This window comes from Flavobacterium omnivorum, from assembly GCF_900099915.1.
Classification (GTDB): Bacteria; Bacteroidota; Bacteroidia; order Flavobacteriales; family Flavobacteriaceae; genus Flavobacterium; species Flavobacterium omnivorum.
In genome coordinates, this window is record NZ_FNDB01000018.1 from 14,813 (window position 1) to 41,492 (window position 26,680).

Annotated in this window: 25 protein-coding genes; 14 read left to right on the forward strand and 11 right to left on the reverse strand. The window is 33.9% G+C overall.

Going from position 1 to position 26,680, the window contains the following annotated elements; translation table 11 throughout:
- Positions 1 to 243: 243 nt before the first annotated feature.
- The 5 genes from porX (at position 244) to BLS90_RS13895 (ending at position 4,456) form a co-directional block, all read left to right on the forward strand.
- Positions 244 to 1,797 (forward strand): T9SS response regulator signal transducer PorX, encoded by a 1,554-nt coding sequence (gene porX, locus BLS90_RS13875; protein WP_091258682.1) that lies wholly within the window; start codon positions 244 to 246, stop codon positions 1,795 to 1,797.
- Positions 1,798 to 1,862: 65 nt separating this feature from the next.
- Positions 1,863 to 2,270 (forward strand): tRNA (adenosine(37)-N6)-threonylcarbamoyltransferase complex ATPase subunit type 1 TsaE, encoded by a 408-nt coding sequence (tsaE, locus tag BLS90_RS13880; protein ID WP_091258684.1) that lies wholly within the window; start codon positions 1,863 to 1,865, stop codon positions 2,268 to 2,270.
- 8 nt (positions 2,271 to 2,278) lie between these two features.
- Positions 2,279 to 2,755 (forward strand): GNAT family N-acetyltransferase, encoded by a 477-nt coding sequence (locus BLS90_RS13885; protein WP_091258753.1) that lies wholly within the window; start codon positions 2,279 to 2,281, stop codon positions 2,753 to 2,755.
- A 90-nt stretch (positions 2,756 to 2,845) separates the two neighbouring features.
- Positions 2,846 to 4,045 (forward strand): alanine dehydrogenase, encoded by a 1,200-nt coding sequence (locus tag BLS90_RS13890; protein ID WP_175455491.1) that lies wholly within the window; start codon positions 2,846 to 2,848, stop codon positions 4,043 to 4,045.
- A 36-nt stretch (positions 4,046 to 4,081) separates the two neighbouring features.
- Positions 4,082 to 4,456 carry a DUF4258 domain-containing protein gene (locus tag BLS90_RS13895; protein ID WP_073353158.1) on the forward strand — a complete coding sequence of 125 codons (375 nt, stop codon included), beginning with the start codon at positions 4,082 to 4,084 and terminating at the stop codon, positions 4,454 to 4,456.
- A 378-nt stretch (positions 4,457 to 4,834) separates the two neighbouring features.
- Here BLS90_RS13895 and ung read toward each other — a convergent pair whose 3' ends face one another.
- Positions 4,835 to 5,515, reverse strand: a complete 681-nt coding sequence (ung, locus tag BLS90_RS13900) for a uracil-DNA glycosylase (protein WP_091258685.1) — start codon at positions 5,513 to 5,515, stop codon at positions 4,835 to 4,837.
- A 168-nt stretch (positions 5,516 to 5,683) separates the two neighbouring features.
- Between ung and BLS90_RS13905 the strand changes: the two genes are divergently transcribed.
- From BLS90_RS13905 to BLS90_RS17255, 4 genes are all read left to right on the forward strand, one after another.
- On the forward strand, positions 5,684 to 7,849 hold the full coding sequence (locus BLS90_RS13905) for an endonuclease MutS2 (RefSeq protein ID WP_091258686.1): 2,166 nt from the start codon (positions 5,684 to 5,686) through the stop codon (positions 7,847 to 7,849).
- Between the two features lie 63 nt (positions 7,850 to 7,912).
- Complete coding sequence (locus BLS90_RS13910; RefSeq protein ID WP_394331033.1) at positions 7,913 to 8,290, forward strand: GIY-YIG nuclease family protein; 378 nt, start codon at positions 7,913 to 7,915, stop codon at positions 8,288 to 8,290.
- 119 nt (positions 8,291 to 8,409) lie between these two features.
- Positions 8,410 to 8,826: a thiol-disulfide oxidoreductase DCC family protein gene (locus BLS90_RS13915; protein ID WP_091258759.1), complete on the forward strand. Its 417-nt coding sequence runs from the start codon at positions 8,410 to 8,412 to the stop codon at positions 8,824 to 8,826.
- A gap of 79 nt (positions 8,827 to 8,905) precedes the next feature.
- The gene (locus BLS90_RS17255; protein ID WP_256371164.1) at positions 8,906 to 9,031 is read left to right on the forward strand and encodes a hypothetical protein; all 126 of its coding nucleotides are present in this window, start codon (positions 8,906 to 8,908) and stop codon (positions 9,029 to 9,031) included.
- Between the two features lie 66 nt (positions 9,032 to 9,097).
- Here BLS90_RS17255 and ettA read toward each other — a convergent pair whose 3' ends face one another.
- The 3 genes from ettA to holA all read right to left on the reverse strand — a co-directional run bounded on the left by ettA (position 9,098) and on the right by holA (position 12,099).
- A complete protein-coding gene (gene ettA, locus BLS90_RS13920; RefSeq protein WP_091258687.1) occupies positions 9,098 to 10,792 on the reverse strand; it encodes an energy-dependent translational throttle protein EttA in 1,695 nt (564 codons plus the stop codon).
- 44 nt (positions 10,793 to 10,836) lie between these two features.
- On the reverse strand, positions 10,837 to 11,019 hold the full coding sequence (locus BLS90_RS13925; protein WP_073353166.1) for a CAL67264 family membrane protein: 183 nt from the start codon (positions 11,017 to 11,019) through the stop codon (positions 10,837 to 10,839).
- A gap of 75 nt (positions 11,020 to 11,094) precedes the next feature.
- Positions 11,095 to 12,099: a DNA polymerase III subunit delta gene (holA, locus tag BLS90_RS13930; protein ID WP_091258689.1), complete on the reverse strand. Its 1,005-nt coding sequence runs from the start codon at positions 12,097 to 12,099 to the stop codon at positions 11,095 to 11,097.
- Positions 12,100 to 12,193: 94 nt separating this feature from the next.
- Between holA and BLS90_RS13935 the strand changes: the two genes are divergently transcribed.
- Genes BLS90_RS13935 through BLS90_RS13945 form a run of 3 tightly spaced genes read left to right on the forward strand, consistent with a single transcriptional unit; the run spans position 12,194 to position 14,545 of the window.
- Positions 12,194 to 12,643 carry a type I restriction enzyme HsdR N-terminal domain-containing protein gene (locus BLS90_RS13935; protein WP_091258691.1) on the forward strand — a complete coding sequence of 150 codons (450 nt, stop codon included), beginning with the start codon at positions 12,194 to 12,196 and terminating at the stop codon, positions 12,641 to 12,643.
- A 13-nt stretch (positions 12,644 to 12,656) separates the two neighbouring features.
- Positions 12,657 to 13,658, forward strand: coding sequence for a glycosyltransferase family 2 protein (locus tag BLS90_RS13940; RefSeq protein WP_091258693.1), 1,002 nt, complete (start codon positions 12,657 to 12,659; stop codon positions 13,656 to 13,658).
- Between the two features lie 53 nt (positions 13,659 to 13,711).
- Positions 13,712 to 14,545 (forward strand): OmpA/MotB family protein, encoded by an 834-nt coding sequence (locus tag BLS90_RS13945; RefSeq protein ID WP_073353173.1) that lies wholly within the window; start codon positions 13,712 to 13,714, stop codon positions 14,543 to 14,545.
- A 269-nt stretch (positions 14,546 to 14,814) separates the two neighbouring features.
- On the opposite strand, the gene BLS90_RS13950 is transcribed toward BLS90_RS13945, so the two are convergent.
- From BLS90_RS13950 to BLS90_RS13960, 3 genes are all read right to left on the reverse strand, one after another.
- Entirely contained in the window at positions 14,815 to 15,435 is a 621-nt protein-coding gene (locus BLS90_RS13950; RefSeq protein ID WP_091258695.1) for an L-threonylcarbamoyladenylate synthase, read from the reverse strand.
- A 79-nt stretch (positions 15,436 to 15,514) separates the two neighbouring features.
- The gene (locus BLS90_RS13955) at positions 15,515 to 17,848 is read right to left on the reverse strand and encodes an ATP-dependent helicase (RefSeq protein WP_091258698.1); all 2,334 of its coding nucleotides are present in this window, start codon (positions 17,846 to 17,848) and stop codon (positions 15,515 to 15,517) included.
- Between the two features lie 118 nt (positions 17,849 to 17,966).
- Positions 17,967 to 18,734, reverse strand: a complete 768-nt coding sequence (locus BLS90_RS13960) for a sulfite exporter TauE/SafE family protein (RefSeq protein ID WP_091258701.1) — start codon at positions 18,732 to 18,734, stop codon at positions 17,967 to 17,969.
- A 129-nt stretch (positions 18,735 to 18,863) separates the two neighbouring features.
- Between BLS90_RS13960 and BLS90_RS13965 the strand changes: the two genes are divergently transcribed.
- On the forward strand, positions 18,864 to 19,385 hold the full coding sequence (locus tag BLS90_RS13965; RefSeq protein ID WP_091258703.1) for a DUF7935 family protein: 522 nt from the start codon (positions 18,864 to 18,866) through the stop codon (positions 19,383 to 19,385).
- A 187-nt stretch (positions 19,386 to 19,572) separates the two neighbouring features.
- Here the strand turns inward: BLS90_RS13965 and BLS90_RS13970 are convergent, their stop codons facing one another.
- Both BLS90_RS13970 and BLS90_RS13975 read right to left on the reverse strand, forming a co-directional pair.
- Positions 19,573 to 20,583: a serine hydrolase gene (locus BLS90_RS13970; protein WP_245705117.1), complete on the reverse strand. Its 1,011-nt coding sequence runs from the start codon at positions 20,581 to 20,583 to the stop codon at positions 19,573 to 19,575.
- Between the two features lie 370 nt (positions 20,584 to 20,953).
- Entirely contained in the window at positions 20,954 to 23,017 is a 2,064-nt protein-coding gene (locus BLS90_RS13975; RefSeq protein WP_091258707.1) for a M1 family metallopeptidase, read from the reverse strand.
- A 103-nt stretch (positions 23,018 to 23,120) separates the two neighbouring features.
- Between BLS90_RS13975 and BLS90_RS13980 the strand changes: the two genes are divergently transcribed.
- Positions 23,121 to 23,858, forward strand: a complete 738-nt coding sequence (locus BLS90_RS13980; protein WP_091258709.1) for a Dph6-related ATP pyrophosphatase — start codon at positions 23,121 to 23,123, stop codon at positions 23,856 to 23,858.
- A gap of 66 nt (positions 23,859 to 23,924) precedes the next feature.
- Here the strand turns inward: BLS90_RS13980 and BLS90_RS13985 are convergent, their stop codons facing one another.
- Complete coding sequence (locus tag BLS90_RS13985; RefSeq protein WP_091258711.1) at positions 23,925 to 25,409, reverse strand: aminopeptidase P N-terminal domain-containing protein; 1,485 nt, start codon at positions 25,407 to 25,409, stop codon at positions 23,925 to 23,927.
- Positions 25,410 to 25,890: 481 nt separating this feature from the next.
- Positions 25,891 to 26,436, reverse strand: a complete 546-nt coding sequence (locus tag BLS90_RS13990) for a DUF1697 domain-containing protein (RefSeq protein ID WP_091258714.1) — start codon at positions 26,434 to 26,436, stop codon at positions 25,891 to 25,893.
- Positions 26,437 to 26,680 lie beyond the last annotated feature (244 nt).

Below are 26,680 nucleotides of genomic sequence, written 5' to 3' on the forward strand. Positions count from 1 at the left end.
CGGCATCCTTTCCTTTTTTCTTTAAAAAAGGAAAGATACAGCGTACAGCACGACCCAGACGGAGTTTACAGAGGATGGGGCACGCCAAAAAGTAAACGCTAAGTGAGCAAATACTACTTTGTGATTTATAATTTGAAATAATAGAATCTTTAAAAATTATCATAATATTAGTAGATAGGAGTTGCAAAAAAATGTAATTTGGCACTTTGAATTACGGCATTACAACACTTGTTTATAGAACTTATGGATAAAATAAAAATACTTTGGGTGGATGATGAAATCGACCTTTTGAAACCACATATATTGTTTTTGGAGAAAAAAAATTACGAGGTAACCACTTGTAATAACGGGCTTGATGCCATTACTATTTTTGAAGAAAACAATTTTGATATTGTTTTCTTAGACGAAAATATGCCTGGAATGAGCGGTTTAGAAACGTTATCAGAGATGAAAGAGAAAAAATCTTCGGTTCCTATGATAATGATTACGAAAAGCGAGGAAGAATATATTATGGAGGAAGCCATAGGTTCTAAAATTGCTGATTATTTGATCAAACCCGTGAACCCGAATCAAATTTTGTTGAGTTTGAAGAAAAATCTAGACCATTCCCGATTAATTTCTCAAAAAACAACGCTGGATTATCAAAAGGAATTTAGAAAAATCACCATGGAAATGGCGATGGTGAATTCCTATGCAGACTGGATTGAGTTATACAAGAAATTGATTTTTTGGGAACTGGAATTGGAGAATATCAATGATCAAAGTATGGTTGAAATTTTGGAATCCCAGAAAACAGAAGCCAATTCCCAATTTGGAAAATTCATTGAGCGCAATTATGAGGATTGGTTTGCACCAAAAGCGGATAAACCGGTTCAATCGAACACATTATTCAAAGAATTAGTCCTTCCTGAACTCAAGAAAAAGGACAAGCCTATTTTGTTTGTCGTGATTGACAACCTGCGCTACGACCAATGGAAAACCTTTGAAAGTGTAGTTGGAAATTACTATAAACTAGAAAAAGAAGTGCCTTACTACTCTATTCTTCCTACAGCGACACAATATGCTAGAAACGCTATTTTTTCTGGTTTAACACCATTAGAGATGGAGAAACAGTTTCCTCAATATTGGAAAAATGACCCCGAAGAAGGAGGGAAAAATCTGTTTGAAGCGGAATTTTTGACAGCGCAATTGAAACGATTGGGCTTAAATATCAAGGAAGATTATTTTAAAATAACCAGTCTTGCCGGCGGAAAAAAATTATCCGAAAACTTCAAAGCCCTAAAAGATAATGATTTAGTGACCGTAGTATACAACTTTGTAGATATGCTTTCTCACGCCAAAACAGAAATGGATGTGGTAAAAGAGTTGGCCTCAGATGACAAAGCGTATCGCTCGCTAACGTTGAGTTGGTTTAAGAATTCCCCACTGTTAGAAATCATTCAACAGGCACAAAAAATGGGTTTCAAATTGATTTTGACTACCGATCATGGAACTATCAATGTGAAAAACCCATCGAAAGTGGTAGGTGATAAAAACACGAGCTTGAATTTACGTTATAAAACTGGACGTAGTTTGACGTATGAACACAAAGATGTTTATGCGGTTAAAGAGCCAAAAAATATTGGTTTACCTACCATAAATATGAGTAGTTCTTATATTTTTGCAAAAAATGATTTGTTCTTGGCGTATGTCAACAATTACAATCATTATGTGAGTTATTACAAAAACACGTATCAGCACGGAGGAATTTCATTGGAAGAAATGATTATTCCGTTTTTAGTTTTTAATCCAAAATAAAAAAGTAGTCAGTCTCAGTTTTAGGTGTTTGGCAAGAACCTTAAACTTTAAACAATTTTATAAGAATGAATATCATTTTTTCTATCGACCAACTCGAGGAAGTTGCACAAAAAATAATATCCGAAAATCCCAAAAAAGTAATTCTTTTTCATGGAGAAATGGGTGTTGGAAAAACGACTTTAATTAAACAATTATGTAAAACACTTGGGGTAATTGGAGCAACAAGTAGCCCCACCTTTTCTTTAGTTAATGAGTACGAAGCCGATGCAAATCAGGTCATCTATCATTTTGATTTTTACAGATTAAACAAAGAAGAGGAGGCTTTAGACATGGGTATTGATGATTATTTGTATTCCGATAATTGGTGTTTTATTGAATGGGCAGAAAAGATTCCAAATTTGATTCCTGAAACCCATTCCGTTATAACTATTTCACAGCTTCCTGATGGAAAACGTTGTTTAACCTTAAGTTAAAAGTAATTATGAGTTTAGTCGATACTGTTGCAATTATACCCTTTTCACCTATTTATAAAGAAGCTATAAAAACATTAAATCTGGAATGGCTGAAAAAATATTTCAGGGTCGAACCCAAAGATGAAATTGTACTCTCAGATCCTCAAGGCCAAATTATAGACAAAGGTGGAATGATTTTTTATGCGCAATATAATGAGATTATTGTAGGCACTGTTTCTTTGATAAAAATTGACAATACGACTTTTGAATTGAGCAAAATGGCGGTTCTAGATGGCTTACAAGGCCTGGGTATCGGTAAAAAATTAATACTACACTGCCTAGCTGTTGCTAAAGAAAATGGGATGGAGAAACTAATTTTATATTCGAATAGGAAATTATTACCTGCCATTCATTTATACGAGAAATATGGTTTTTTGGAGGTGCCATTGGAAGATGGTGTTTATGAAAGAGCGGACATAAAGATGGAACGCACCATACACTACTAATTTAATAAGGTCGTAATACGTTTATCAAAATGCATTAGTATTTTTTATAAAACATTTTGCGTAAATTGTACCCTTAATTTAACAACATCAATGTCAATAACTATAACGCCATTTACTAAACAACAATTATTACCGCAAGAGGAAAAATTGGAGATTGCAAGACAAAAAAGCGACCTTTTTATTGGTATTCCAAAAGAAACGAGTCACCAAGAACGTCGCATTTGCCTTACTCCTGATGCAGTAAACTCGCTGACTTATCACGGACATCGCGTAATGATTGAAGCGGGGGCTGGATTAAGTTCGAGTTACACTGACAAAGAATATTCTGATGCGGGTGCCGAAATGACTAATGACACTAAAAAAGTATTCAGTTGTCCAATGATTTTGAAAGTGGAACCTGCAACACTTGCAGAAATTGCTATGATGAATCCACAGACGATTCTTTTGTCAGCCATTCAGTTAAAAACCCGGAAAAAAACATATTTCGAGGCTTTAAGCAAAAAGAAAATTACTGCATTAGCTTTTGAATACATTAAAGACGAGGACGGAACCTATCCTGCGGTTAAATCGTTGAGCGAGATTGCCGGCACTGCTTCAATACTAATTGCAGCCGAGCTAATGATTACCAATGAATTTGGAAAAGGATTATTGTTTGGTAATATCACCGGTGTACCTCCTACGGATGTAGTAATTATAGGAGCGGGAACTGTAGGCGAATTTGCTGCCAAAACGGCGATTGGATTAGGTGCTTCTGTTAAAGTTTTTGATAACTCCATCACTAAATTGCGCAGACTACAAAACAATTTAAACCAAAGAATTTTTACTTCAACCATTCAACCCAAAGCATTACTAAAAGCACTCAGAAGGTGTGATGTAGCTATTGGTGCAATGCGAGGCAAGGACCGCTGTCCTGTAATAGTAACGGAAACGATGGTCGAGCACATGAAAAATGGAGCCGTAATTGTAGATGTTAGTATTGATACAGGAGGTTGTTTTGAAACTTCAGAAGTTACCTCGCATGAAAAACCAACCTTCATCAAGAACAATGTGTTGCATTATTGCGTGCCCAATATCCCTTCCCGATATTCTAAAACGGCATCATTATCCATTAGCAATATTATTTCCCCTTACTTAATGAAAATTGCAGAAGATGGCGGTATAGAAAGTGCCATCCGTTGTGATAAAGGATTAAAAAATGGGGTCTATATGTACCACGGAATCCTGACAAATAGTGCCATCGGTGATTGGTTCGATTTACAGTATAACGACATCAATTTAATTGTTTTTTAAGAAAACTTTCAGCTACCTTTGCCAAAAATATAATTCATGAAGTTTATACACCGTTTTGCCTATTATTTGGTAGGTTTAGTAATAGGACTTTTCTTTGTTGCTTTGGTTTTTAGTGGCAAAGATACCCGCTGTAATTATTTTCCAAACGCTAGAGTACTAAATGATTTGAGGAATAAACCCTTTTACTATTCCGATCAAGCTTCTTTGATTTTAGCTGAAAAATGGATTGACACCGCCGATATAAAGAATACATTACAATTTGGAGATATCGATTTTGATAAAAGTAACGTTGTCCTAAAAAAAGGAAAACTGTACGTCATTGAAGGTAAAACAATTAAGAATCAAGAGGTGACTTTAAAAGTGATTAATTATGCTGACAAAGCCATTTTAGAAGAAATCATTAAAAAGTAAATCCAGAAATTGGTCCTAACTAAAAGCTGATTTTTCTACTATTCGATGCTGTATTTGGGCGTGCCCCTGCGTAAAAACTTCGGGTCCTGCTGTCCGTTCGCGCTTTTTTTGAGAGGCAAAAAAGCTTCTCAAAAAAGAGCTCCACTCCCATCACTCACGCAAAACAATACACAACTAGACGTAATTTTTAAAACTAAATATTTAGAGGCAAAGGGTTCTCAGATTTGGTTTTCAGACTAAAATCTGTATCATTAAAGTCGTACCTCTAAATAGGTCTTGAAAATTGATGCAATTTGCGGCAAAATGTCTTTTTTAGCCGATAAAGCAGCAGGAACTAAAAACACAAAGTTTTAGGCTCTAGTGTTGAAATACAGTAAATTATCCTGCTGAAATCCAATCAATTAACGCTTTATTATTCTGCTTTAAATATGCATTTGTTTTACTAAAATGCTTATTGCCAAACCATTTTCCTTGATTTGCACTCAATGGCGATGGATGTCCAGACTCCAAAACTAAATGTTTATTTCGGTCTATTTTAAGTCCTTTTTTATGGGCAAAATTCCCCCATAATAAGAAAACAACTTGTCCGGTTTCCTCAGAAATTTTCTGAATAACAGCGTCAGTAAAAAGATTCCATTTTAAATGTTTATGACTGTTTGCTGTGTCTTCCCTAACTGTTAACGAGGCATTTAATAATAAGACACCTTGTTTTGCCCAAGATTCCAAATTTCCAGAACTGGGCAGGAAAATCGTTTCATAATCATCGCTTAGCTCTCTAAAAATATTACGTAAAGAAGGTGGAATTCGGACATCATTATTTACCGAAAAACACAAACCATTGGCTTCCCCTTTTCCATGATAAGGATCCTGACCAATGATAACCACTTTCAAATCATTAAAATTACAATAGTTAAAAGCAGCAAAAATCAAATCTTGAGGAGGATAACAGGTATAACTTTTATATTCTTCGCCCACAGATTTCATTAAATCATGAAAATAAGGCTGCTGGATTTCATCTGATAAAATACTTTGCCATTCGGGATTAAGATTGATTTGCATAAAAAATTATTATTTTACAAAGATACACAGAGTAATAAAAGGGAGGCGTTGTAATTAGATTTTTTAATTCCTAAAAAACGATACTAAACATTCATTAATTCTTTGTGAAAGTCTGTTAAATAGTCTTAACTATTAGCTATTTTTGTGTTGAAAAGAATTATACGATAAATGATATCCATCACTGAAAAAACATTACAAGATTTACAATTTCCAACTGTTCTCGAAACCATTTCGACCATTTGTAATACTGACATTGGAAAACAAAAAGCATTAGAAATTACCCCTTTTAAAGACAAGGAAACCTTGATGCAAGCACTACTGCAAACATCCGAATATGTTTCGTCTTTCCAAAATAACAATGCCATCCCAAATCATGGATTTGAAGCGATCACGCATGAGATAAAATTTCTAGCCATCGAAGACAGTTTCTTAGAAGTGGGCAGTTTTAGAAAAATCGCCACGATTTCTTCAACGGTCAATTTCTTGTTGAATTTTTTGAGAAAATTCGAGGATTATTATCCTAATGTAAACGCAAGAGCAAACCAAGTCGAACTTACCAAAGAAATCATCACGATGGTGGATGAAGTAGTCGATAAATATGGTGAAATTAAAGACAATGCATCCCCGGATTTATTGAACATCCGTCGCAGTATGAATGCTGTTCGCGGAAAAGTCAATCAAAGTTTTGGTACAGCATTGACACAATACAATGCTTTAGGATATTTAGACGATATCAAAGAAAGTTTTGTGCAAAACAGGCGAGTTTTAGCAGTTTTAGCGATGTATCGCCGTAAGGTAAAAGGATCCATTTTGGGCAGTTCCAAAACAGGAAGTATTGCTTATATTGAACCCGAAGCTACTTTACAATATTCCCGTGAATTGAGTAATCTTGAATACGAAGAGAAAGAAGAAATCACCCGAATATTAAAACAGTTATCCAATTATATTCGCCCATATTTACCGCTCTTAATCAAATACCAGGATTTTCTTAGTGATATTGATGTAATTGCTGCGAAAGCAAAATATGCCAATAAAATCAATGGAATTTTACCAACAATTACAGAAGAACGCCGCCTTTATTTTAGAGATGCTTTCCATCCAATTCTGTTTTTAAACAACAAACAGAAAAACGAAATTACGCATCCGCAAACTATTGAATTAAGTCAGGAAAGTAGAATCATAGTGATTTCAGGGCCTAATGCCGGAGGGAAAACTATTTCGTTAAAAACCGTAGGACTACTGCAATTAATGCTGCAATCCGGAATGTTGATTCCAGTACACGAACGCAGTGAAACGTTTTTATTCGATCGAATTTTAACAGATATTGGAGACAATCAATCTATTGAAAATCATTTAAGTACATACAGTTACCGATTAAAGAACATGAACTACTTTTTAAAGAAGTGTAATAAAAAAACCATGTTTCTAATTGATGAGTTTGGAACCGGTTCTGATCCTGAATTAGGTGGTGCATTGGCCGAAATTTTCTTAGAAGAATTCTATCATAGAGAAGCTTTCGGGATTATTACAACGCATTATTCAAATTTAAAAATATTAGCTAATGAACTGCCTTTTGCCACCAATGCCAACATGCTCTTTGATGAAAAGTCATTAGAACCTATGTACAAATTAGCTTTGGGACAAGCAGGAAGTTCATTTACGTTTGAAGTAGCTTTGAAAAACGGAATTCCTTTCAGCTTAATCAATCGAGCGAAAAAGAAAATTGAAGTTGGAAAAGTACGTTTTGATAAAACGATTGCAACACTTCAGAAAGAACGTTCTAAAATGGAGAAAACTTCGCAAACGCTTAAAGAAGAAGAAACAAAAGCGCGTGAAGAAGGTAAGAAAATGGAAACCATTAATGTAAAAATCAAACAAAAACTGGAAAGCTATCAAGAATTGTACGACAGCAATCAGAAAACCATTTACATTGGACAAAAAATTGAAGATATTTCGGAGAAATATTTTAATAATAAAAATAAGAAAGAATTGCTTGGCGAATTTTTAAAAATAATTGAAATAGAAAATTCAAAACGCAAGAAAGCTACAACTAAAGAAAACAAAGCATTAATAGAAAAGAAGAAAGAAGTCATTCAAGAAGTGACTATTCAAGTTGAAGAAATTAGACAAGAGAAGAAGGAAAAGAAATTGAAAGTCGTGATTGAAAAACCAAAACCAATTCTAAAAGTAGGTGATCGCGTGCGAATGTTTGATGGTAAAGCAGTAGGAACCCTTGATGCGATAGAAAAAAATAAAGCAACGGTAAACTATGGCGTATTTACTTCAAAAGTCAGTCTGGAAGCACTTGAATTCGTGGAAGCCGGGAAAAAGTAAACTGTATACCATTTATGCAAGTCATTGCGAGGAACGAAGCAAACCCACTAACAAGAGTAACTTTTGCTAATCATTGAAACAGATATACGAAATGCGATTGCTTCGTTCCTTCCAATGACAAATACGAATAAAACTATGAAGCCTGGATTTATCTATATTATAACGAATAAATACCAAACAGTAGTTTACACAGGTGTAACATCAAACCTTCCACAAAGAATTTTGGAACACAAAGAAAAAAGATATCCTGCTTCGTTTTCAGCTCGTTATAATGCGAATTTATTAGTTTACTATGAACAATTTCAGTGTATTGGTGATGCTATAGCGAGAGAAAAGCAAATAAAAGCGGGTTCAAGAGAAGCAAAAAACGAATTAATTCGGACTTTAAACCCAACTTGGAACGATTTATTTGAAGAAATTAAAGATATAATGACGGAATGAATCTTACATAGATGAACATAAGTCATTGCGAGGAACGAAGCAATCGTACTAACAAGATACAAGTTGAGCAAACTAATGCGATTGCTTCGTTCCTCGCAATAACAAAACAAAATAAGAAAATGCTCCATATTCCTAAAGACAAAAAAATTATCCTCTTTGATGGCGTTTGCAATCTGTGTGATTCGGCAGTACAAATGATTATTAAACATGACACTAAAGATATTTTCCGATTCGTTGCTTTGCAATCTGATTTAGGTCAAAAAATCATCAAACAATTAGGAATTGACACGCATAAAACAGACAGTATTATTCTGTATCAGCCAGGTTTTGCTTACTACTATAAATCCGAAGCTGCCTTAGAAATTGCTAAAAATTTAGGTGGAATATTTTATTTTGCTTCACTATTTTCAATATTACCCACTTCTTTCAGTAACTATATTTATGATTACATTGCAAAAAACCGCTACAAATGGTATGGTAAAAAGGACCATTGCATGATTCCTACCAAGGAGTTGCAAGCCAAATTTTTAGATTAAACGACCAATCATGATAATTATCATACCTTTTATTTTGCAAGAATAATATATTTGAACAATCTTAAAAAATAAATGGATCATGAAAGACACTACACTTTTTTCTTGGGATAACGGAACTTTTATAATGGTTGTCGTATTCGGTTTAGTAATCGTAGGAATTATTTCGGCCGTTTTCATTATGATGAATTCCGACAGAAAAAAATAACAGCAAAAAAAGAGGATGACCAATTTTGGACATCCTCTTGCTATTAGTACTTTAAAAAAGAAGAAATTAACTTCTAATTAGTTTTCTATATTTCAGTCGTTTTGGAGTTAAATCACCACCTAAACGTTTCTTTTTATTTTCTTCATATTCAGAAAAACCACCTTCAAAACAATACACTTCAGAGTTTCCTTCAAAAGCTAGAATGTGCGTACAAATTCTGTCTAAGAACCATCTGTCGTGAGAAATAACTACCGCACAACCTGCAAAACTCTCCAAACCTTCTTCTAATGCACGAAGTGTATTGATATCCAAATCATTCGTGGGCTCATCGAGTAACAAAACGTTTCCTTCCTCTTTTAAAGTCATAGCAAGGTGCAAACGGTTACGTTCCCCTCCAGAAAGCATAGAAACTTTCTTGTTTTGTTCTCCTCCGCCAAAATTAAATCGTGACAAGTAGGCTCTTGAATTTACTTGCTTTCCGCCCATCATAATCAATTCCTGACCGTCAGCAAAGTTTTCCCAAATAGATTTATTAGGATCTATGTTAGAGTGTGCTTGATCTACGTAAGCGATTTTTACAGTATCTCCTATTGAGAACTCTCCTGAATCTGGCTTTTCTTCACCCATTATCATTTTAAAAATAGTTGATTTACCGGCCCCGTTTGGTCCTATAATCCCAACAATTCCTGCTTGTGGCAACGTGAAATTTAAATTATCATACAGTAATTTATCTCCAAAAGCTTTAGCAACATTTTTAGCTTCAATTACATTCGTTCCTAAACGTGGACCATTTGGAATATAAATTTCCAGATTTTCATCCAATTGTTTTTGGTCTTCATTCAATAATTTATCGTAGTTCTGTAAACGCGCTTTTTGTTTCGTCTGACGACCTTTGGCGCCTTGACGAACCCAATCCAATTCACGCTCTAAATTTTTTCTGCGTTTGGAAGCAGTTTTTTCTTCTAATGCCATACGGCTTGATTTTTGGTCCAACCAAGAAGAATAATTCCCTTTCCAAGGAATTCCTTCTCCTCTATCTAGTTCTAAAATCCAACCCGCAACATTGTCCAAGAAATACCTATCGTGTGTTACTGCAATTACAGTTCCGGCATATTGTGCTAAATGTTGCTCTAACCAAAGTACACTTTCCGCATCCAAGTGATTGGTAGGTTCATCTAGAAGCAAAACATCCGGTTGTTGCAATAACAAACGACATAAAGCCACGCGACGACGCTCCCCTCCTGATAAATTCTTAATTGGAGTATCACCTTCAGGAGTACGCAGGGCATCCATGGCAATTTCTAATTTAGTGTCAATCTCCCACGCACCTAATGCATCAATCTTATCTTGCAAAAGCGCTTGACGATCCATCAACTGCTCCATTTTATCGGCATTTTCATAGACTTCCGGCAAACCAAAACTATCATTGATTTTATTGAATTCGTCTAAAACAGCCATTGTCTCAGCTACTCCTTCTCTTACAATTTCAATCACCGTTTTACTATCATCTAAAATAGGCTCTTGTTCTAAATAGCCTACGGTATATCCCGGTGCAAAAACTACATCACCTTGATAATTTTTATCAACACCTGCGATAATCTTCAATAAAGAAGATTTCCCAGATCCATTTAAACCCAAAATACCAATTTTAGCTCCATAAAAGAAACTCAAATAAATATTTTTAAGTACTGGTTTATCTGCTCCTTGATAAGTTTTACTCAATTTGGACATTGAGAAAATTACTTTTTTATCGTCTGCCATTTTTTTTTAATTTAAAATTTAAAATTCAACATTTGAAATAACTATTATAGTCTGCCCTTGAGCGAACTGAAAACCCATGCGTTAGCCAAAAAACCAACTCCTACGGCAGCAAAGCCCCAACCTGCAACGTCATCGTATCTAAAAGCACCTAAGCCAATAAGTAATAAACCCATGATAATCATTATAAGCGTGGCCCAACCTAAGATCGTATTTTTATTCATTGCCATATTTATGGAATTTCGTTTTTAATTCCCATTTTGAAACCTCCTACTGGGAATGCAAATATCGGGATTTTTTACCCTTTAATTAAATATTTTATAAAGCATTTCTCTTAATAAGTCGGATTGCGACAATGCATTGGCACCAACACCTTTACTTTTGACATCAATATCACGCAGGGCTGTTACAATTTGACTTACTTTTTTCATTGGATAATTCTTCAAAGCCACATCATATTCTTTTAAAAAGAACGGATTTACGCCTATTACCGCTGCCACATTTTTTGGATTTCTGTCCTTCAAACCGTGATACTTCAACAATTGGATAAAAAAACCAAAAATTAAACTAGTTGTCACCACCATTGGATTATCTTTTGGATTCTGGGCAAAATTTTCAGCAATGGTATAGGCTTTTAATTGGTTGCGTTCACCAAGTGCTTTTCGCAATTCAAATACATTGAAATCTTTGCTGAATCCTATATTTTCCTCAATATCCTTTGGACTTATCGTACTTCCAACTGGCAAAATAATTTGTAATTTTTCGAGTTCATTATTTATTTTGCTCAAGTCTGTTCCCAAGAATTCTACTAACATGGCTGTAGCTTTGGGTTCAATAGCATATTTTTTACCGGCTAGGACACGTTTAATCCAGTCCCCAACTTGATTTTCATATAATTTTTTGCTTTCATACAGCACGCCTGACTTAGCCAATAGTTTGGTCAATTTTTTTCGCTTGTCCAACGTCTTGTATTTATAACAAAAAACCAAAACCGTTGTCGCCATTGGGTTTTCAGCATAGCTTTCGAGTTTGTCAATAGTACGAATTAGATCCTGTGCTTCCTTAACAATTACAACCTGCCGTTCTGCCATCATTGGATACCGTTTGGCTGTAGAAATAATATCTTCGATTGTAACATCTCTGCCGTACAAAACCGTTTGATTAAATCCTTTTTCCTCTTCCGTGAGCACTTTTCCTTCAATATAGTCCGATAATTTATCGATGTAATACGGCTCTTCACCCATCAAAAAATAAAGCGGTTTAATAATGCCCCCTTTTATATCATTTACAATTTTTAGTACTTCGTCCATTTTTATATTTTGTGTGAAGTTAGCCGTTTAAAGTTTGTTGAATCGCATGAGACTTTAAACTTGAAACTTTCAACTAAATAACTATTTTTGCTTCATGCAGCAATTAAATTTTTCTACTTATCATTTTCGTTTCAAAAATAGCGAAAATAAAGTCTCTATTTTTGATGAAATCAGGAAAAAATTTATCATTCTTACACCCGAAGAATGGGTTCGCCAGCACGTAGTTCAGTTTTTATTGGAAGAAAAAAAATATCCAAAATCATTAATTAATGTAGAAAAGGTTTTAAAAGTGAATGGCTTACGCAAAAGATACGATGTTGTCGTTTTTAATTCTGATGGCTCTATTTTCATTTTAATCGAATGTAAAGCGCCCGAAATTAAAATTGCGCAAGCGACTTTCGATCAAATTGCACGTTATAATATGACAATGAAAGCCCAATATTTGATGGTGACTAACGGATTGAATCATTACTTTTGCCAAATGGATTTCGAAAATGAGAAATATCAATTTCTAACTGAATTGCCCCTATATCAAATCCGGTAATCAAAATTTAAAAATGAAAATAGCTGTTGTCATACTGAATTGGAATGGAATTTTATTGTTAGAAAAATTTTTGCCTTCCCTATTGAAATATTCTGCTGAAGCCACAATTTATGTCGCTGATAATGCATCGACAGATGATTCTATTTCCTTTGTCAAAGCATTTTTTCCTGCGGTACAAATAGTAAAAAATGATAGCAATTTAGGATTTGCAGATGGCTACAATAAAGCTTTAAAATATATCGACGCGGAAATATATGCTTTAGTCAACTCTGATGTTGAAGTAACCAAGAATTGGTTACAACCCATTATTAAAACGTTTGAAAATGAACCAAATACGGCGATAATTCAGCCTAAAATATTAGATTTTAAACGCAAAGAATATTTTGAATATGCAGGAGCTGCAGGAGGATTCATAGATCAATACGGCTATCCGTATTGCCGTGGTCGTATTTTTGATGCCTTAGAGAAAGATAGTGGACAGTATGATGATCATTGCCAGATATTTTGGGCTTCAGGAGCTTGTTTTTTTATTAGAAGCCAAGTGTACAAAGACCTAAATGGTTTTGATGGAGAATTTTTTGCGCATCAAGAAGAGATTGATTTGTGCTGGCGTGCCTTTAATAAAGGAAATAAAATAAAATACAATTCGGATTCCGTGGTCTATCATATAGGTGGAGCAACTTTACAACAGGGTAATCCAAAAAAAACATTTTTAAATTTTAGAAACTCCTTGTTGATGTTGACAAAAAACCTTCCTAAAGAACAATTGTATAAAATTCTTTTGGGTCGAATGCTTTTGGACGGAATTGCAGGAATTCAATTTTTAGCACAAGGAAAACCCAAGCATTTTTTTGCAGTATTGAAGGCTCATTGGTCCTTTTATCGCCTTTTTATGGCATACTATAAAAAACGAAATAAATTTCAACATACAGAATACTATAATGTAAAAAGCATCGTTTACCTCTATTTTATTAGAAAAATTATAGTTTTTAACGATTTATTTAGAATTAAATAAAATATAAAAGGCTAAATTTGTCTTCAACAATATAAACTAAATTTTAACAATTTATGAAAAAAATCGTAATTGCCTTATCAGTAATGGCCCTTTTAACTTCTTGTGTTTCTAAAAAGAAATACACGGACTTAGAAGCTAGAAACAAAGAGACACAAGATTTATTAAATACTGCGACTGTAAAATTAAATTCTTGCTTAGAAGAAAAAGCAGGTCTTGCAGCAACTGCCGCTACTTTAAAAGAACAAAATCAAGGTTTAATCAGTGTTTCCAAAGACATGACTGTTTTGTCAACTAAGGGTGCTCAAAATATTGAAAAAGCTTTAGAATCTATTAAAGAGAAAGATTTGAAGATAAGCAGAATGCAAGATGCGTTAACTAAAAAAGATAGCGTAACTTTAGCATTAGTGACAAGTCTAAAAAGTTCAGTAGGAATTTCTGATCCGGATATTGAAATAAATGTTGAAAAAGGAGTTGTTTTTATCTCTATTGCTGACAAATTATTATTTAAAAGCGGAAGTTACGAAGTAACAGATAGAGCTAAAATGGTTTTGGCTAAAGTTGCCAAAGTGGTTAACGACAAACCTGATTTTGAATGTATGGTTGAAGGTCATACGGATAATGTTCCTTACAATGGAACAGGTGTATTGTTAGACAATTGGGATTTAAGCGTGAAACGGTCTACTTCTATTATCCGTGTTTTAACAAATCAACTAGGCGTTAAACCAGAGCAATTAATTGCTGCAGGAAGAAGTTCTTACATTCCTTTAGTTGCCAATGATTCTGCTGAAAACAGATCTCGCAACAGAAGAACTCGTATTGTAGTTTTACCAAAAATTGATCAATTTTACGAAATGATCGAAAAAGAAATGAAAAAACAAAGACCATAATTTCATTCCAATATCAAAAAACAAGCGCCTCAAATTAGAGGCGTTTTTTTTTGCTTTTATTCTGAAAATTTTACCAAAATTAATTTTAGATTGAAACAAAAAAAGCAGGCCAATTGGCCTGCCTTTATGTATCCTCAATTTTTCTTTAACAACCAATTAAATATAATTAAGAATAACATGCTATTATTTTGTAATTAAAAAATGAAAACTATTCGCAAATATAAAAATTTATAATAAAGTAGCAAATATTTTGCCAATTTTTTACATTTTTACAAAATATCTAAACTTCCTTTTCCTTCTCTTATTACAGTAGGTTCCTCGCCGGACAAATCGATAATTGTAGACCCTACATTATCACCATAACCGCCATCAATAACTAGGTCTACAAGGTTTTGCCACTTCTCAAAAATCAGTTCCGGATCAGTGGTATATTCAATCACATCATCATCATCATGGATGGAAGTCGATACAATAGGATTCCCGAGCAACTTAACAATTTCTAATGCAATTGAATTATTAGGTACCCTGATTCCCACCGTGGTTTTCTTTTTGAATTCCTTAGGTAAATTATTATTTCCTGGTAAAATAAAAGTGTACGGTCCTGGCAAAGCCCTTTTCAATATTTTAAAAGTGGCTGTGTCTATTTGCCGAACGTAATCTGAAATATTGCTCAAGTCATGACAAATAAAAGAGAAATTTGCTTTATCAAGCTTTACTCCTTTTATCTTTGCAATGCGCTCCAAAGCTTTGGTATTCGTAATATCACAACCCAAGCCGTAAACGGTATCTGTGGGGTAAATCACTAGTCCTCCATCCTGTAAAACCTTAACTACTTTTGCAATTGCCGCTTCGTTGGGTTTATCAGGGTATATTTTTATAAATTGAGCCATTTTATTTAGTTTAAAATTAAGGGTTTGAAGTTTAATGAATTCATGATAGAAACATAAACCTACACCCTAAAATAAGTTTTTATCCAATAATATCTAGTTTTGCAAATCGCAATAGTAATTTTTTTATACCGCCTACATCAAATTTGATTTCAGCTTTTTTATCCGCGCCTATTCCTTCTAGGTTTATAACTTCCCCTTTTCCAAAGCGTTCGTGCATGACAATATTTCCTGAAGTCAGTTTATTATCGAATAAATTTGCCGCTCCTGAAGCCAAATTATTTGAAACCGGCTTTAATTTTCGAATATTTATATCTGATTTAGGTTCATTATCCGTGTTGTATTTAGGTGGTGTTCCTCCTATTGGTTTTGCCAGACGCAATTTAGATTTATCTACATCACCAAAAATATCACTATCAATCATCGGTTTGTAGCGGTAATTGTTTTCAGGAGGCGTCATATATTCTAGATATTGACTATCGATTTCCTCGATAAAACGAGAAGGTTCGCTATCCGTCAACTTTCCCCAACGGTATCGTGATTGTGCATAAGTCAAATATGCCTGATGTTCTGCGCGGGTCAAAGCCACATAAAACAAGCGACGTTCTTCCTCAAGTTCACTTCTGGTACTCATACTCATGGCACTTGGAAACAAATCCTCTTCCATTCCAACGACAAAAACATGAGGAAACTCTAATCCTTTTGCCAAGTGAATAGTCATTAAAGCCACACGATCTTCATCGCTAGTATCTTTGTCTAAATCAGTTGCTAGAGCTACATCCTCCATAAATTCAGACAAAGCGCCACGAGCACCATCTATTTCTTTTTGGCCATCGGTGAAATCTTTTATCCCATTTAATAACTCCTCAATATTTTGAATTTTAGCCATTCCTTCCGGAGTTGCATCTTTCTTTAATTCTTGGATCAATCCCGTTTTTTTAGCAACATGATCAGCCAGATAAAATGCATCTTGATTTTCATTAATAGCCTGAAAACTTTGAATCATCGTAACAAAATCGAGTAGTTTTTGCTTTGTTCCAGAATTTAATTTTAAATCAATACGTTCTATATTTTGCATTACTTCAAAAATGGAACGTTTGTAATGATTGGCGGCAATGGTTAATTTTTCGATAGTAGTATTCCCAATTCCACGGGCTGGATAATTGATTACCCGCACTAAAGCTTCCTCATCTTTTGGATTAATCACTAATCGAAGATAACACAAAACATCTTTCACTTCTTTTCTTTGATAAAAGGAAAGTCCTCCATATATACGGTACGGAATATCTCTTTTTCTCAAAGCATCTTCCATAGCACGAGATTGGGCATTGGTACGGTACAAAATAGCAAAAGCGCCATTAGGCAACTGATTTTGCATTTTTTGTTCCCAAATGGTACTCGCCACAAAACGGCCTTCTTCATTATCCGTTAAACTGCGATGCACTTTTATCTTTGGACCAAAATCATTAGCCGTCCAAACGATTTTATCGAGTTTAACTTTATTTTTATCAATAATGGTGTTTGCTGCTTCCACAATATTTTTTGTGGAACGGTAATTCTGTTCCAATCTAAAGGTTTTTACGCCTTCATAATCTTTTTGGAAATTCAAAATATTATTAATATTGGCTCCACGAAAAGCATAAATACTTTGCGCGTCATCACCTACCACACAAATATTTTGAAATTTATCTGATAATGCTCGAACGATTAAATACTGCGAGTGATTGGTATCTTGGTACTCATCTACTAAAATATAGCGAAAACGGTTTTGATATTTGGCCAAAACTTCAGGAAAACGAGTCAATAGTTCATTTGTTTTCAGTAGCAAATCATCAAAATCCATTGCTCCTGCTTTGAAACATCGGTCGACATAATTTTGATAAATTTCTCCCATTCGAGGTTTTTTAGACATCGCATCCGCTTCTTGTAAATCCGGATCATTAAAGTAGGCTTTTACAGTAATCAAACTATTCTTAAAGTTAGAAATCCTACTTAAAACCTGTTTGGGTTTATACACATCTCTATCCAATTGCATCTCTTTGATAATTCCAGAGATGGCACGGAGTGAATCCTGAGAATCGTATATGGTAAAGTTAGAAGGATACCCTAAATGGTCTGCTTCGGAACGTAGAATTCGTGCAAAAACAGAGTGAAAAGTTCCCATCCAAAGGTTTTTAGCCTCACCTGCACCTACAATGTCAGAGATCCTCTTTTTCATTTCTCGGGCTGCTTTGTTGGTAAAAGTCAAAGATAATATACTGAATGCATCGATTCCTTGATGCATCAAATAAGCAATTCTTATAGTCAACACCCGCGTTTTACCAGAACCTGCTCCTGCAATAATTATCATAGGACCGTCTTTTTGTAAAACGGGTTCGCGTTGCGCTTCGTTAAGTTGATCGATATATTTATGCATGGAAATTTTTAAATTATATTATGCAAAAATAGCGATTTTGAATGAGGTTTTAAGTACCAAAAAAGAACAATCCGCGATTTCATTTTGCTGCTAATTATTATAAGAGATTCTGAATTTATTATTTAAAAAACACATCGTAGGCAAAACGGACTAAAGTACCAATTACTACCACCAGAAAGAAGACTCGTATAAAACTATTTCCTTTATTAATGGCTAATTTTGCACCTATCCATCCGCCCATCGCATTACTGACAGCCATCGGTATTGCAATTGCCCAAATAATTTTTCCTTTTAAAATAAACAAACAAATAGAACCAAAATTTGTGGCAAGATTGACCATTTTAGCATTTGCGGAAGCATGTAAAAAATCAAATCCCATGATAGCGATAAATGCAACCACTAAAAAACTGCCTGTTCCAGGACCTATAAATCCATCATACAACCCTACTATGAAACTGATCCCAATGGCATTAAAAATTTGAGTTCTTGGAGAGTGATTCTTCTCAATGTGTTGCCCGAAATTTTTCTTCGCATAGGTATAAATCACCAAAAAAGATAGCACTACTAATAATAATGGTTTCATGAAATTATTACTCACATACGTCAATAAAGTAGAACCCAAAAATGCTGATGGAAAGGCCAAAAGCATCATAATTGATAATAGTTTCCAGTTCATATCTACCTTTTTTAAATATTGATATGCTGCAAAAGAAGTGCCACTAAAAGCAGGAACTTTCAAGGTTCCAATGACTGTTGAAACAGGAAGATTTGGCATCAAAATTAATCCCATAGGAGTTTGTATCAACCCACCACCGCCAACAATTGCATCAATAAATCCTGCAGCAAAGGCGGCTAAACAAAGTAAAACAAGTACATAGGTATCCATTCCGGCATTTTATTTTAAAAAGTAGCGTTACTGGCGACAAAAATACTATTCGGTTTGATTAATTGCTATTAAATAGAAAGTGATTTTTAATCAAAAAAGTATATTTTTGTTCAAAATTTTTACAGCAAAATGGACTCAACAAAAATCATAGAAATTCTAGCTTACACAATACCTTCGCTAATAACCGGTAGCGTTGCCTATTTTTTATTTGACTCTTATTTTAAAGATCAGCAAAATACCAGACGCTGGTTATTACAAAAGGAAGTTCAGAAAGAGGCTTTACCGCTGCGTTTGCAAGCATACGAGCGCATGGCTTTGTTTTTAGAACGCATCAATCTTACCAAATTACTGATCCGCATTACTCCTCTTTCCCAAGATAAGAATGATTATGAAAATCTTGTAATGGCGCAAATAGAGCAAGAATTTGAACATAATTCGACACAACAAATTTATATGTCAGATGAATGTTGGACCATAATTGTAACTGCAAAAAATGCGACAATCCAAATGATACGTGCCGCAAACAGGAGTGACCGTGTGGATTCTGCTGATAAGTTACGTGAAGTTTTATTAAATGATTTAATGGACAAACAATCTCCAAGTAATGCAGCTTTGGCTTATATCAAAAACGAAGTGGGACAATTGTGGTAAACAATCCATTCTGCAAATTGAGATTTATTAAAGCATTTGTTACTCATTCTTAAAATCATTGTACTTTAAAGAATGTAATACCTTTATAATTCTGGAGAAGAGATCAATTCTGCCTTGCATTTTTATTTTCCACAGTTGGGATCTTCCTACCTGTCCAAAAAATAAATTTACGAATAGACAAACTTAATTAATGTTTACTTTTATCATACAATTGACGCCCTAATTCAGCTAAAAAAGGAAGACTTATACTTTCATATTCATAATTGTCATCATTAAAAACACCATCTTTATTTGCTAAAATAGTCGCAGACAGCATAAATTCAACCTTATTTTCTTGGTCAAGAATATAAGCACAGTCAATCATGGTGCCATACGCAGTGCCTACTTTATTGTAAATTTTTATATTCGACGGAATATTTGCTGTTGTATCTCCAAACATAAAAAATTTACAATAACCATCATAATATGTAATCGGATCAAAGCCTGCATTTTTAGGTAGATTTTGCATTGAAAAAAGAATAAATTCTCTGTCTTTCTCTGTTATTTTAAAACGTTCTTCTTCTTTGAAAGCTTGAGGAAATACAATTCGTTTTAGTGTATTGTGTAAGGTTTCTAGTGGGTAGTAATTATTTTTAGAAAAGTCGAAAGGTATATTTACTAATTTATCCTCCATATCCCGATAACCCACTCCTTTTTTGATACCTGAAAGCACTAAAGGAACGGGACTTTCATTCAGTTTTGAAGGAAAAACTTCAACCGTTTTGTCATCTTTGTAGATTGTCGTCGATTTTACTAAAGGGTTTCTCAAGTCTGGAGTTGAAAGACGGTGGCTTAATCTAAAAGAAAACAGCCCTTTTTCTTTCATCTTTTGGTTCACATAATCAAAACCAATGAACTCAAGTAAATTTGTACTGGCTACATTATCGCTCACAGCAAAAACTTTTGAAATTTCTTCCGAAAATTTTATTTTATTTGTGTTCCCTTCTATGGTATACGTTGAATTAATAGAAGTATTAGGGATTGTATTCAATTTTTCCAAAGCCAAAACTGCAATAGGAAATTTTACTGTGCTCGCTGGATAAAAGTAAGTTTTAGCGTCTAAATGATATGTGTAATCCTTAAATGAAATTTTTCCCTTTTTATCTCTTACAATCTGAGTATAGATAATTTGAAGCTCATATTGCTTTGAATTTTCCATCACCCTTTTTATGTTAGGATTATCGGAGTCCAATGTCTTTTTTAACAGATCATTTTGCGTACTACAACTAAAAGTCGATAGCACTAAAAAAGCAAAAATATAATTTTTTATTACCATCTTATTTTTCTTATTTGAATGATATGCTTGCGCTATAAATCAGATTTTGGGTGCTATTGGTTGCTGAATTAAAAACTTTTACCTTAAAAAGAGGAACTCCATTACTATTTTTAAATACTATTTAAACCTCTTTATATTCTTTCTATCCGTTATTTTAATTTTTAGCAACGCTGCTTTAAATTGTATTCACCACTGCGAGGAAATAGCTTCAAAAAACATAGCTCAAATCTAAAAAAATCAATTTAAAACATAGCTATTCTTTTAGCAAACGCTGTAACTGAAATTGTTCTGCTTCATTTAAGTCAGGAATTATTTTTTCCAAAGAAACCCTTATTGCTGAATTTTTTAGCAATTTTCGGATGTTATCCCTCCCAAATTTTGAAAATTGCCACATATGATGGGTAGTGGCATTTACCAAATTTACCAAAACCTCATCATTTATAATTTTGAAAGCCAATAGTTTCTCTAAAGCATTTTGTCTAATATTCGCCTCGTAATTTATAGATGAATACTGTATTAATTCATTGATCAATGTTTCTCTTTCTCTAGTATAATTAGGTGTTGATAAAGCGAGTGTCAACCACAAAGTCCTTAAATTATAATCATTGAAACCCATCCAAGTTTTGGATTGATCTAAATATTTAAAACGCTTTTCTGGAAAATTATTCCATAAATTATATAACGCCAATTCTTTTGTTTGATACGATTTGTCCTCTAATAAAGTTTCATAATGCACTCTGAAACTTTCAGGAATTTCATTTAATGTTCCCGCAATTATTTGACGTAATTGCACATTTTTAGTTTCTAAAGCTAAAATAAAAAGACTCTCTTTATCCTCCCATTTTTCATTTATTAATTGATTTAGAATCGCTTCTTTCACCGAAAAATGAACGTCAGACTCCATTATTTTTTGAAAAAAACCGATTTTGTCTAACAACGATTTATTTTTTAATTTCTCTACCTCAAACAAGACCTGAATTGATTTATTTCTCAGCAATAAAACATTAGCTTGCTGGGTATTAAAAGTGGTTGTTTCAAGCCATACTTTACTAAAATTATCCAAATCATAATTTGATACTTTCTTAATTTCAGTAAAAAAATCATTTGTATTCACACTCTGAAACGCCTGTTTTTTCAAATAGTTTTTGACCGCTTTTTTAAATGCCTTATCGCCTATTTCCTCGTGCAAAATAAATAAAGCCCAAGCACCTTTTTGATAAAATGTCAATGAACTTGCTTTTGCATTCAGAACAGGAATCGTATCCGTACGAGAGGCAAATTTTAATTGTTGTGCCGACTCATATAATTTGGAATAAAAATAATCTTCACCATAGATTTCTTTTTCAGCAAGCAGTGCATAATATGTTGCAAAGCCCTCCTGCAACCAATGGTGCTTTCCGCTTTCGGCAGTGACTAAATTCCCAAACCACTGATGTGCTAATTCATGCGCATTGACATTGGTGTAACCTCTGTCCTCAACACCTATAGAATCGACTACAAAACGTGTGTTGAAAAGCGTTGCTGATGTATTTTCCATTCCAGCATATAGAAAATCACGAACAGGTGCTTGTTTATAAATTTCCCAAGGATACTTCACTCCTATTTCCTCTTCTAAAAAATCAAACATTCTTTTTGAATCACGATAAGTTGGTTCAAAATTAGCTTTATCTTTATATTCATAATACATCTCTAATGGAATCCCCGAATTTGATACTTGAGTTTGTTTATCAAATTTTCCAATGGCAACCATCAGCAAATAAGAACTCATTGGTTTTTGCATACGGAAGTTCCAAACGGACAGTCCATTCAATTCCGACTTAAATTGCAACCTACCATTTGAAATTACTTGATAGTCTTTATTAAATGTGATGTTCATATTGAAAACTACTTTTTCATTCACATCATCAAAACTTGGAAACCAATGACTCGTATATTTCCCTTGTCCTTGTGACCAAATTTGTACATTATCATTTGCTTCTGAACCAATGAAATACATTGTTTGCTTTGGCTTTGCCAAATATTGAAAAGTAAGGCTGTTTTTTCCTTTTTTAAAACGATATATGATTTGTAGTTCTTTTTGTGTGTTGCAAAAATCAATTGGTTTTCCGTTCAGCTGAACAGCAAAAAATTCCATATTTTGCGCATCAATTTTAATGGTATCAATGGGTTTCAAAATATTAAAATCATAATCGACAACTCCAGAAACAGTTTTTTCAATTGGATTTATAGCAATTCTACCCAAAACCGATTTAAAATCAACAAATTGGGTTTGTTGTGCAAATGTGAATGTGGAAATAAAAAGAAATAGGTATTTCATTAGTAGCATATTTAATAATGCGATTTCCAAAGTTACAAAGGTTTTCCCAACTAATCCGGCAAATTTTGTAAGTTTACCTCCAGAAAACTATAAGTAAATTACATTGAAAAAGAAAGCCCTATTTAATTGGAGCAGCGGAAAAGATTCTGCACTAGCCTTATATAAAAGCCTACAAAATCCAGAAATTGAAATTTCTTGTTTATTAACCAGTGTAAACCAACAGCATCAACGTGTTTCTATGCATGGAGTTAGAGTTGAATTATTACAACAACAAGCCCAAAGCATTGGATTACCACTTGAAATCATGCAAATTCCTGAAATGCCAACTATGGAGGCCTACGAAGATGTAATGCGAAAAACATTGGCAAAATTAAAAAATCATGGTGTCACCCATTCTATTTTTGGAGATATTTTTCTGGAAGATTTGCGTAAATACCGTGAAGATAAATTATCCGAAATAGGTTTCGAAGGCATTTTCCCGCTTTGGAAAATCCCAACTCACGAAATCATTCAGGAATTTTTAAGTTTAGGTTTTAAAACAATTGTGGTTTGTGTCAACGAACGTCATTTAGATAAAAGCTTTGTTGGTCGCATCATTGATCAGGATTTCATAAATGATTTACCAGACGATGTAGATGTTTGTGGTGAAAATGGCGAATTCCACACCTTCACTTTTGACGGTCCCATTTTTTCCAAACCCATCAAATTTGAAATTGGAGAAGTTGTCTATCGAAAATACGAAAAACCAGAAAAAGAAGATTCATCCGATACTGCTTGCGATACAAGTGCATCCGATGTGTTTAATTTTGGGTTTTGGTATTGTGATTTGGTTGGTAAATAATTTAAACAAAATACTCCGAAATCAATAAGACAACGGAGTTCTATTTGTATGGAATAGTAAAATATACTATTCTAAACTTGGCACAGAAAAAGTATCTAAAACACTTTTTTCACTCATAAGTGCTTCAATTTCATTTGATTTTCTTGGTGCTTCCGATGATAAATTTACCGGTCCATTTGTTGTAATTAAAATATCATCTTCAATTCGCACCGCAATTCCCCACCATTTTTTATCACAATCACTACCTATTGGAATGTAAATTCCAGGCTCTACGGTCACGACCATATCTGCTTCAAAAACAGTATACAAACCGGGATCGTGAACATCTAACCCAATGTGATGCGAAGTTCCGTGAGGAAAATATTTTCTGGATTCTTGTTCCGTTTTAACAATTCCTAGTCTCACTAAGCCAGCACTGATTATTTTGCGTGCAGCAACATCCGGCGCATTAAAACTATTCCCCACTTTTGCAACAGCAATACCAGCTTCTTGCGCTTCATAAACCAAATCATAAATTAGTTTTTGCTCCGTAGAAAATTTTCCGTTAGCTGGAATGGTTCGGGTTACATCAGCAGTATACCCATGATATTCAGCACCTAAATCCATTAAAACCAACTCATTTCCGACTTTCGTTTTGCTGTTTTCAATATAATGCAATACGCAACCATTATTTCCTGCGCCCACAATTGATGGATAACCCTCAAACTCACTGCCGTACTTTTTGTAGACAAATTCATGAATTCCCTGTATTTCCGTTTCCGACATTCCGGGATGCATCGCTTTCATGATTTCACGCTGTCCCATTGCCGAAATCCGAACCGCTTTAGTCAATAAAACCAACTCTTCTTTAGATTTTTTCTCACGCAAACTCGCCATAAAGGTCAAAATCGATTTGGTATTTAGTGTAGCCTTTTTTGAAGTGACACTTTTTTTTGTATTCATTTCGTTTTGAACATTCGAATCCATTTGTGGTCTCTCTTTTTCGCTGTAGCCAATTTGTGACTTAAAAGCACTAATTAATTTATATAAATCGGCTTTTTCATTTTTCGAATTTCGAGTGTCTTCTTCAAATTCCTTAAAGAAAACAGTATCAAAATTTGCATAATCAATACCCGAATTTAAAAACGCTGCTCCATTCAAAGCAGTATCAAAACCCAACTCTTTTATGGCGCCCTCCGTTCCTAAGCGGACTCCTGTCCATTGCTCTGCCCTTGGATTTTTTTCCTGAACATAGAGCAATTCATTGAATGACTTTCCGCCTTTATTGGTTTGATTGTTCGAAAAAACAATTAGTACTGAATTAGGTTCTTTGTATCCTGTTAAATAATAAAAATCCGGATCTTGATGGTAGATAAAATCCACATCATTGGCTCGATTCCGAATAGGATTTCCAAAAAATACCGCTACACTATTCTGAGGCATTTTGGCACGCAAGGCTTCTCTGCGTTCTTTATGGAATTGAGCAGACAAATAATCGTTTGGATTTCCGTTTTGCGCTATGGAAACACAACTAAAAAAGATGGTAAAAACAAAAGAAAGTTTTAAATTCATGGCGCTACATTTTAGGGTTTTGCAAAATAAATAAAAGATTTTGATAGCATTAATTAGTACGTAAATATAATTTTTTTGTGCGTACTAACTATTTTTTTATTGAAAGACTGATTCTACTATTCGATTAAAAATAGAAAAAGAGCACCAGAAGTTTTTACAACTTCTGAATACTCTTTGGCAAAAGTGCTTCATAATCCTAAAATTAACCAAAACTAAACCTTATGAAAATGTTTTAACTAGCACTTATAATTTACTTTTTAACTAAAATTGTAAAACAGTATTTGACTTCGATTATATATATATTATAGATGCTACTTCTTGCAAAAGGTTGCGTCAAATTATAAATATTTTTTCTAAAGCTAAAATAGAGTCTGAAAAATCTTTGTTAGACTCTAAAAAAATACCGCTAATTCGCAAATTTAAGATGGATTATACCATTTATAATTTGCGAATTAGCGGTTGAACCAGACTAGAAGTCTTATTATCTTTCCTCGTAAATTTTCAGCAATTGTGTCACTGTATTCCAATTTCGGATTGTTGCAATAACATTCAGTTTTTTCTCGATGTATTTTTGATCAAATCGAGTTTTTCCAGCGCCAACAGCATATTTTATAAAGATTTTATTGCCGTCAATACTTGCTTCATCTGGTTTGAATTGGCTAATTTTCAAATCATTCATACTCGTACTTTGCAACATGGTTGAAATAAAAGCAACATACAACTTCTTAGTATCACTATCTTTTTCCTTTAAGAAAGGATTGTTCTTGAAACACGCTTCTAAATCTGCGGAACCAATTACCACAACAGGTACTTCATGGCCAAAAGCTTTAAAAATTTCCTGTTTTATTTTGAATCCGACGGCAGCTCCATTTTCTTCTTCGGTATCCACAAAAACATTCCCGGATTGAATATACGTTTGCACATTTTGAAAGCCAATGGCTTCCAAAATCGTTTTAAGCGCTTCCATTTTTATCATACTGTGCCCAGAAACGTTGATGCCACGAAGTAATGCGAGATGAGTTGTCATTTTTAAGCTTTTTATTTTTGCGAAGGTATTGCGTTTTGAGGCAATTTTAGTCTTATTAACACTTTACATTAAAATAAATTCTAAAAAAATTTAGAATCTGAATTGTAGAAAAAAAAATTACCTTAATCTCTATAGTTTCCTGTAATCGGTTAAAAAGAAAGCCTCCACCAAAACATTGTTTTGGTGGAGGCTTTAACTACTAAAATGCAACTTAACTTAGCAACAAACTGCAGTAGTTACAAAT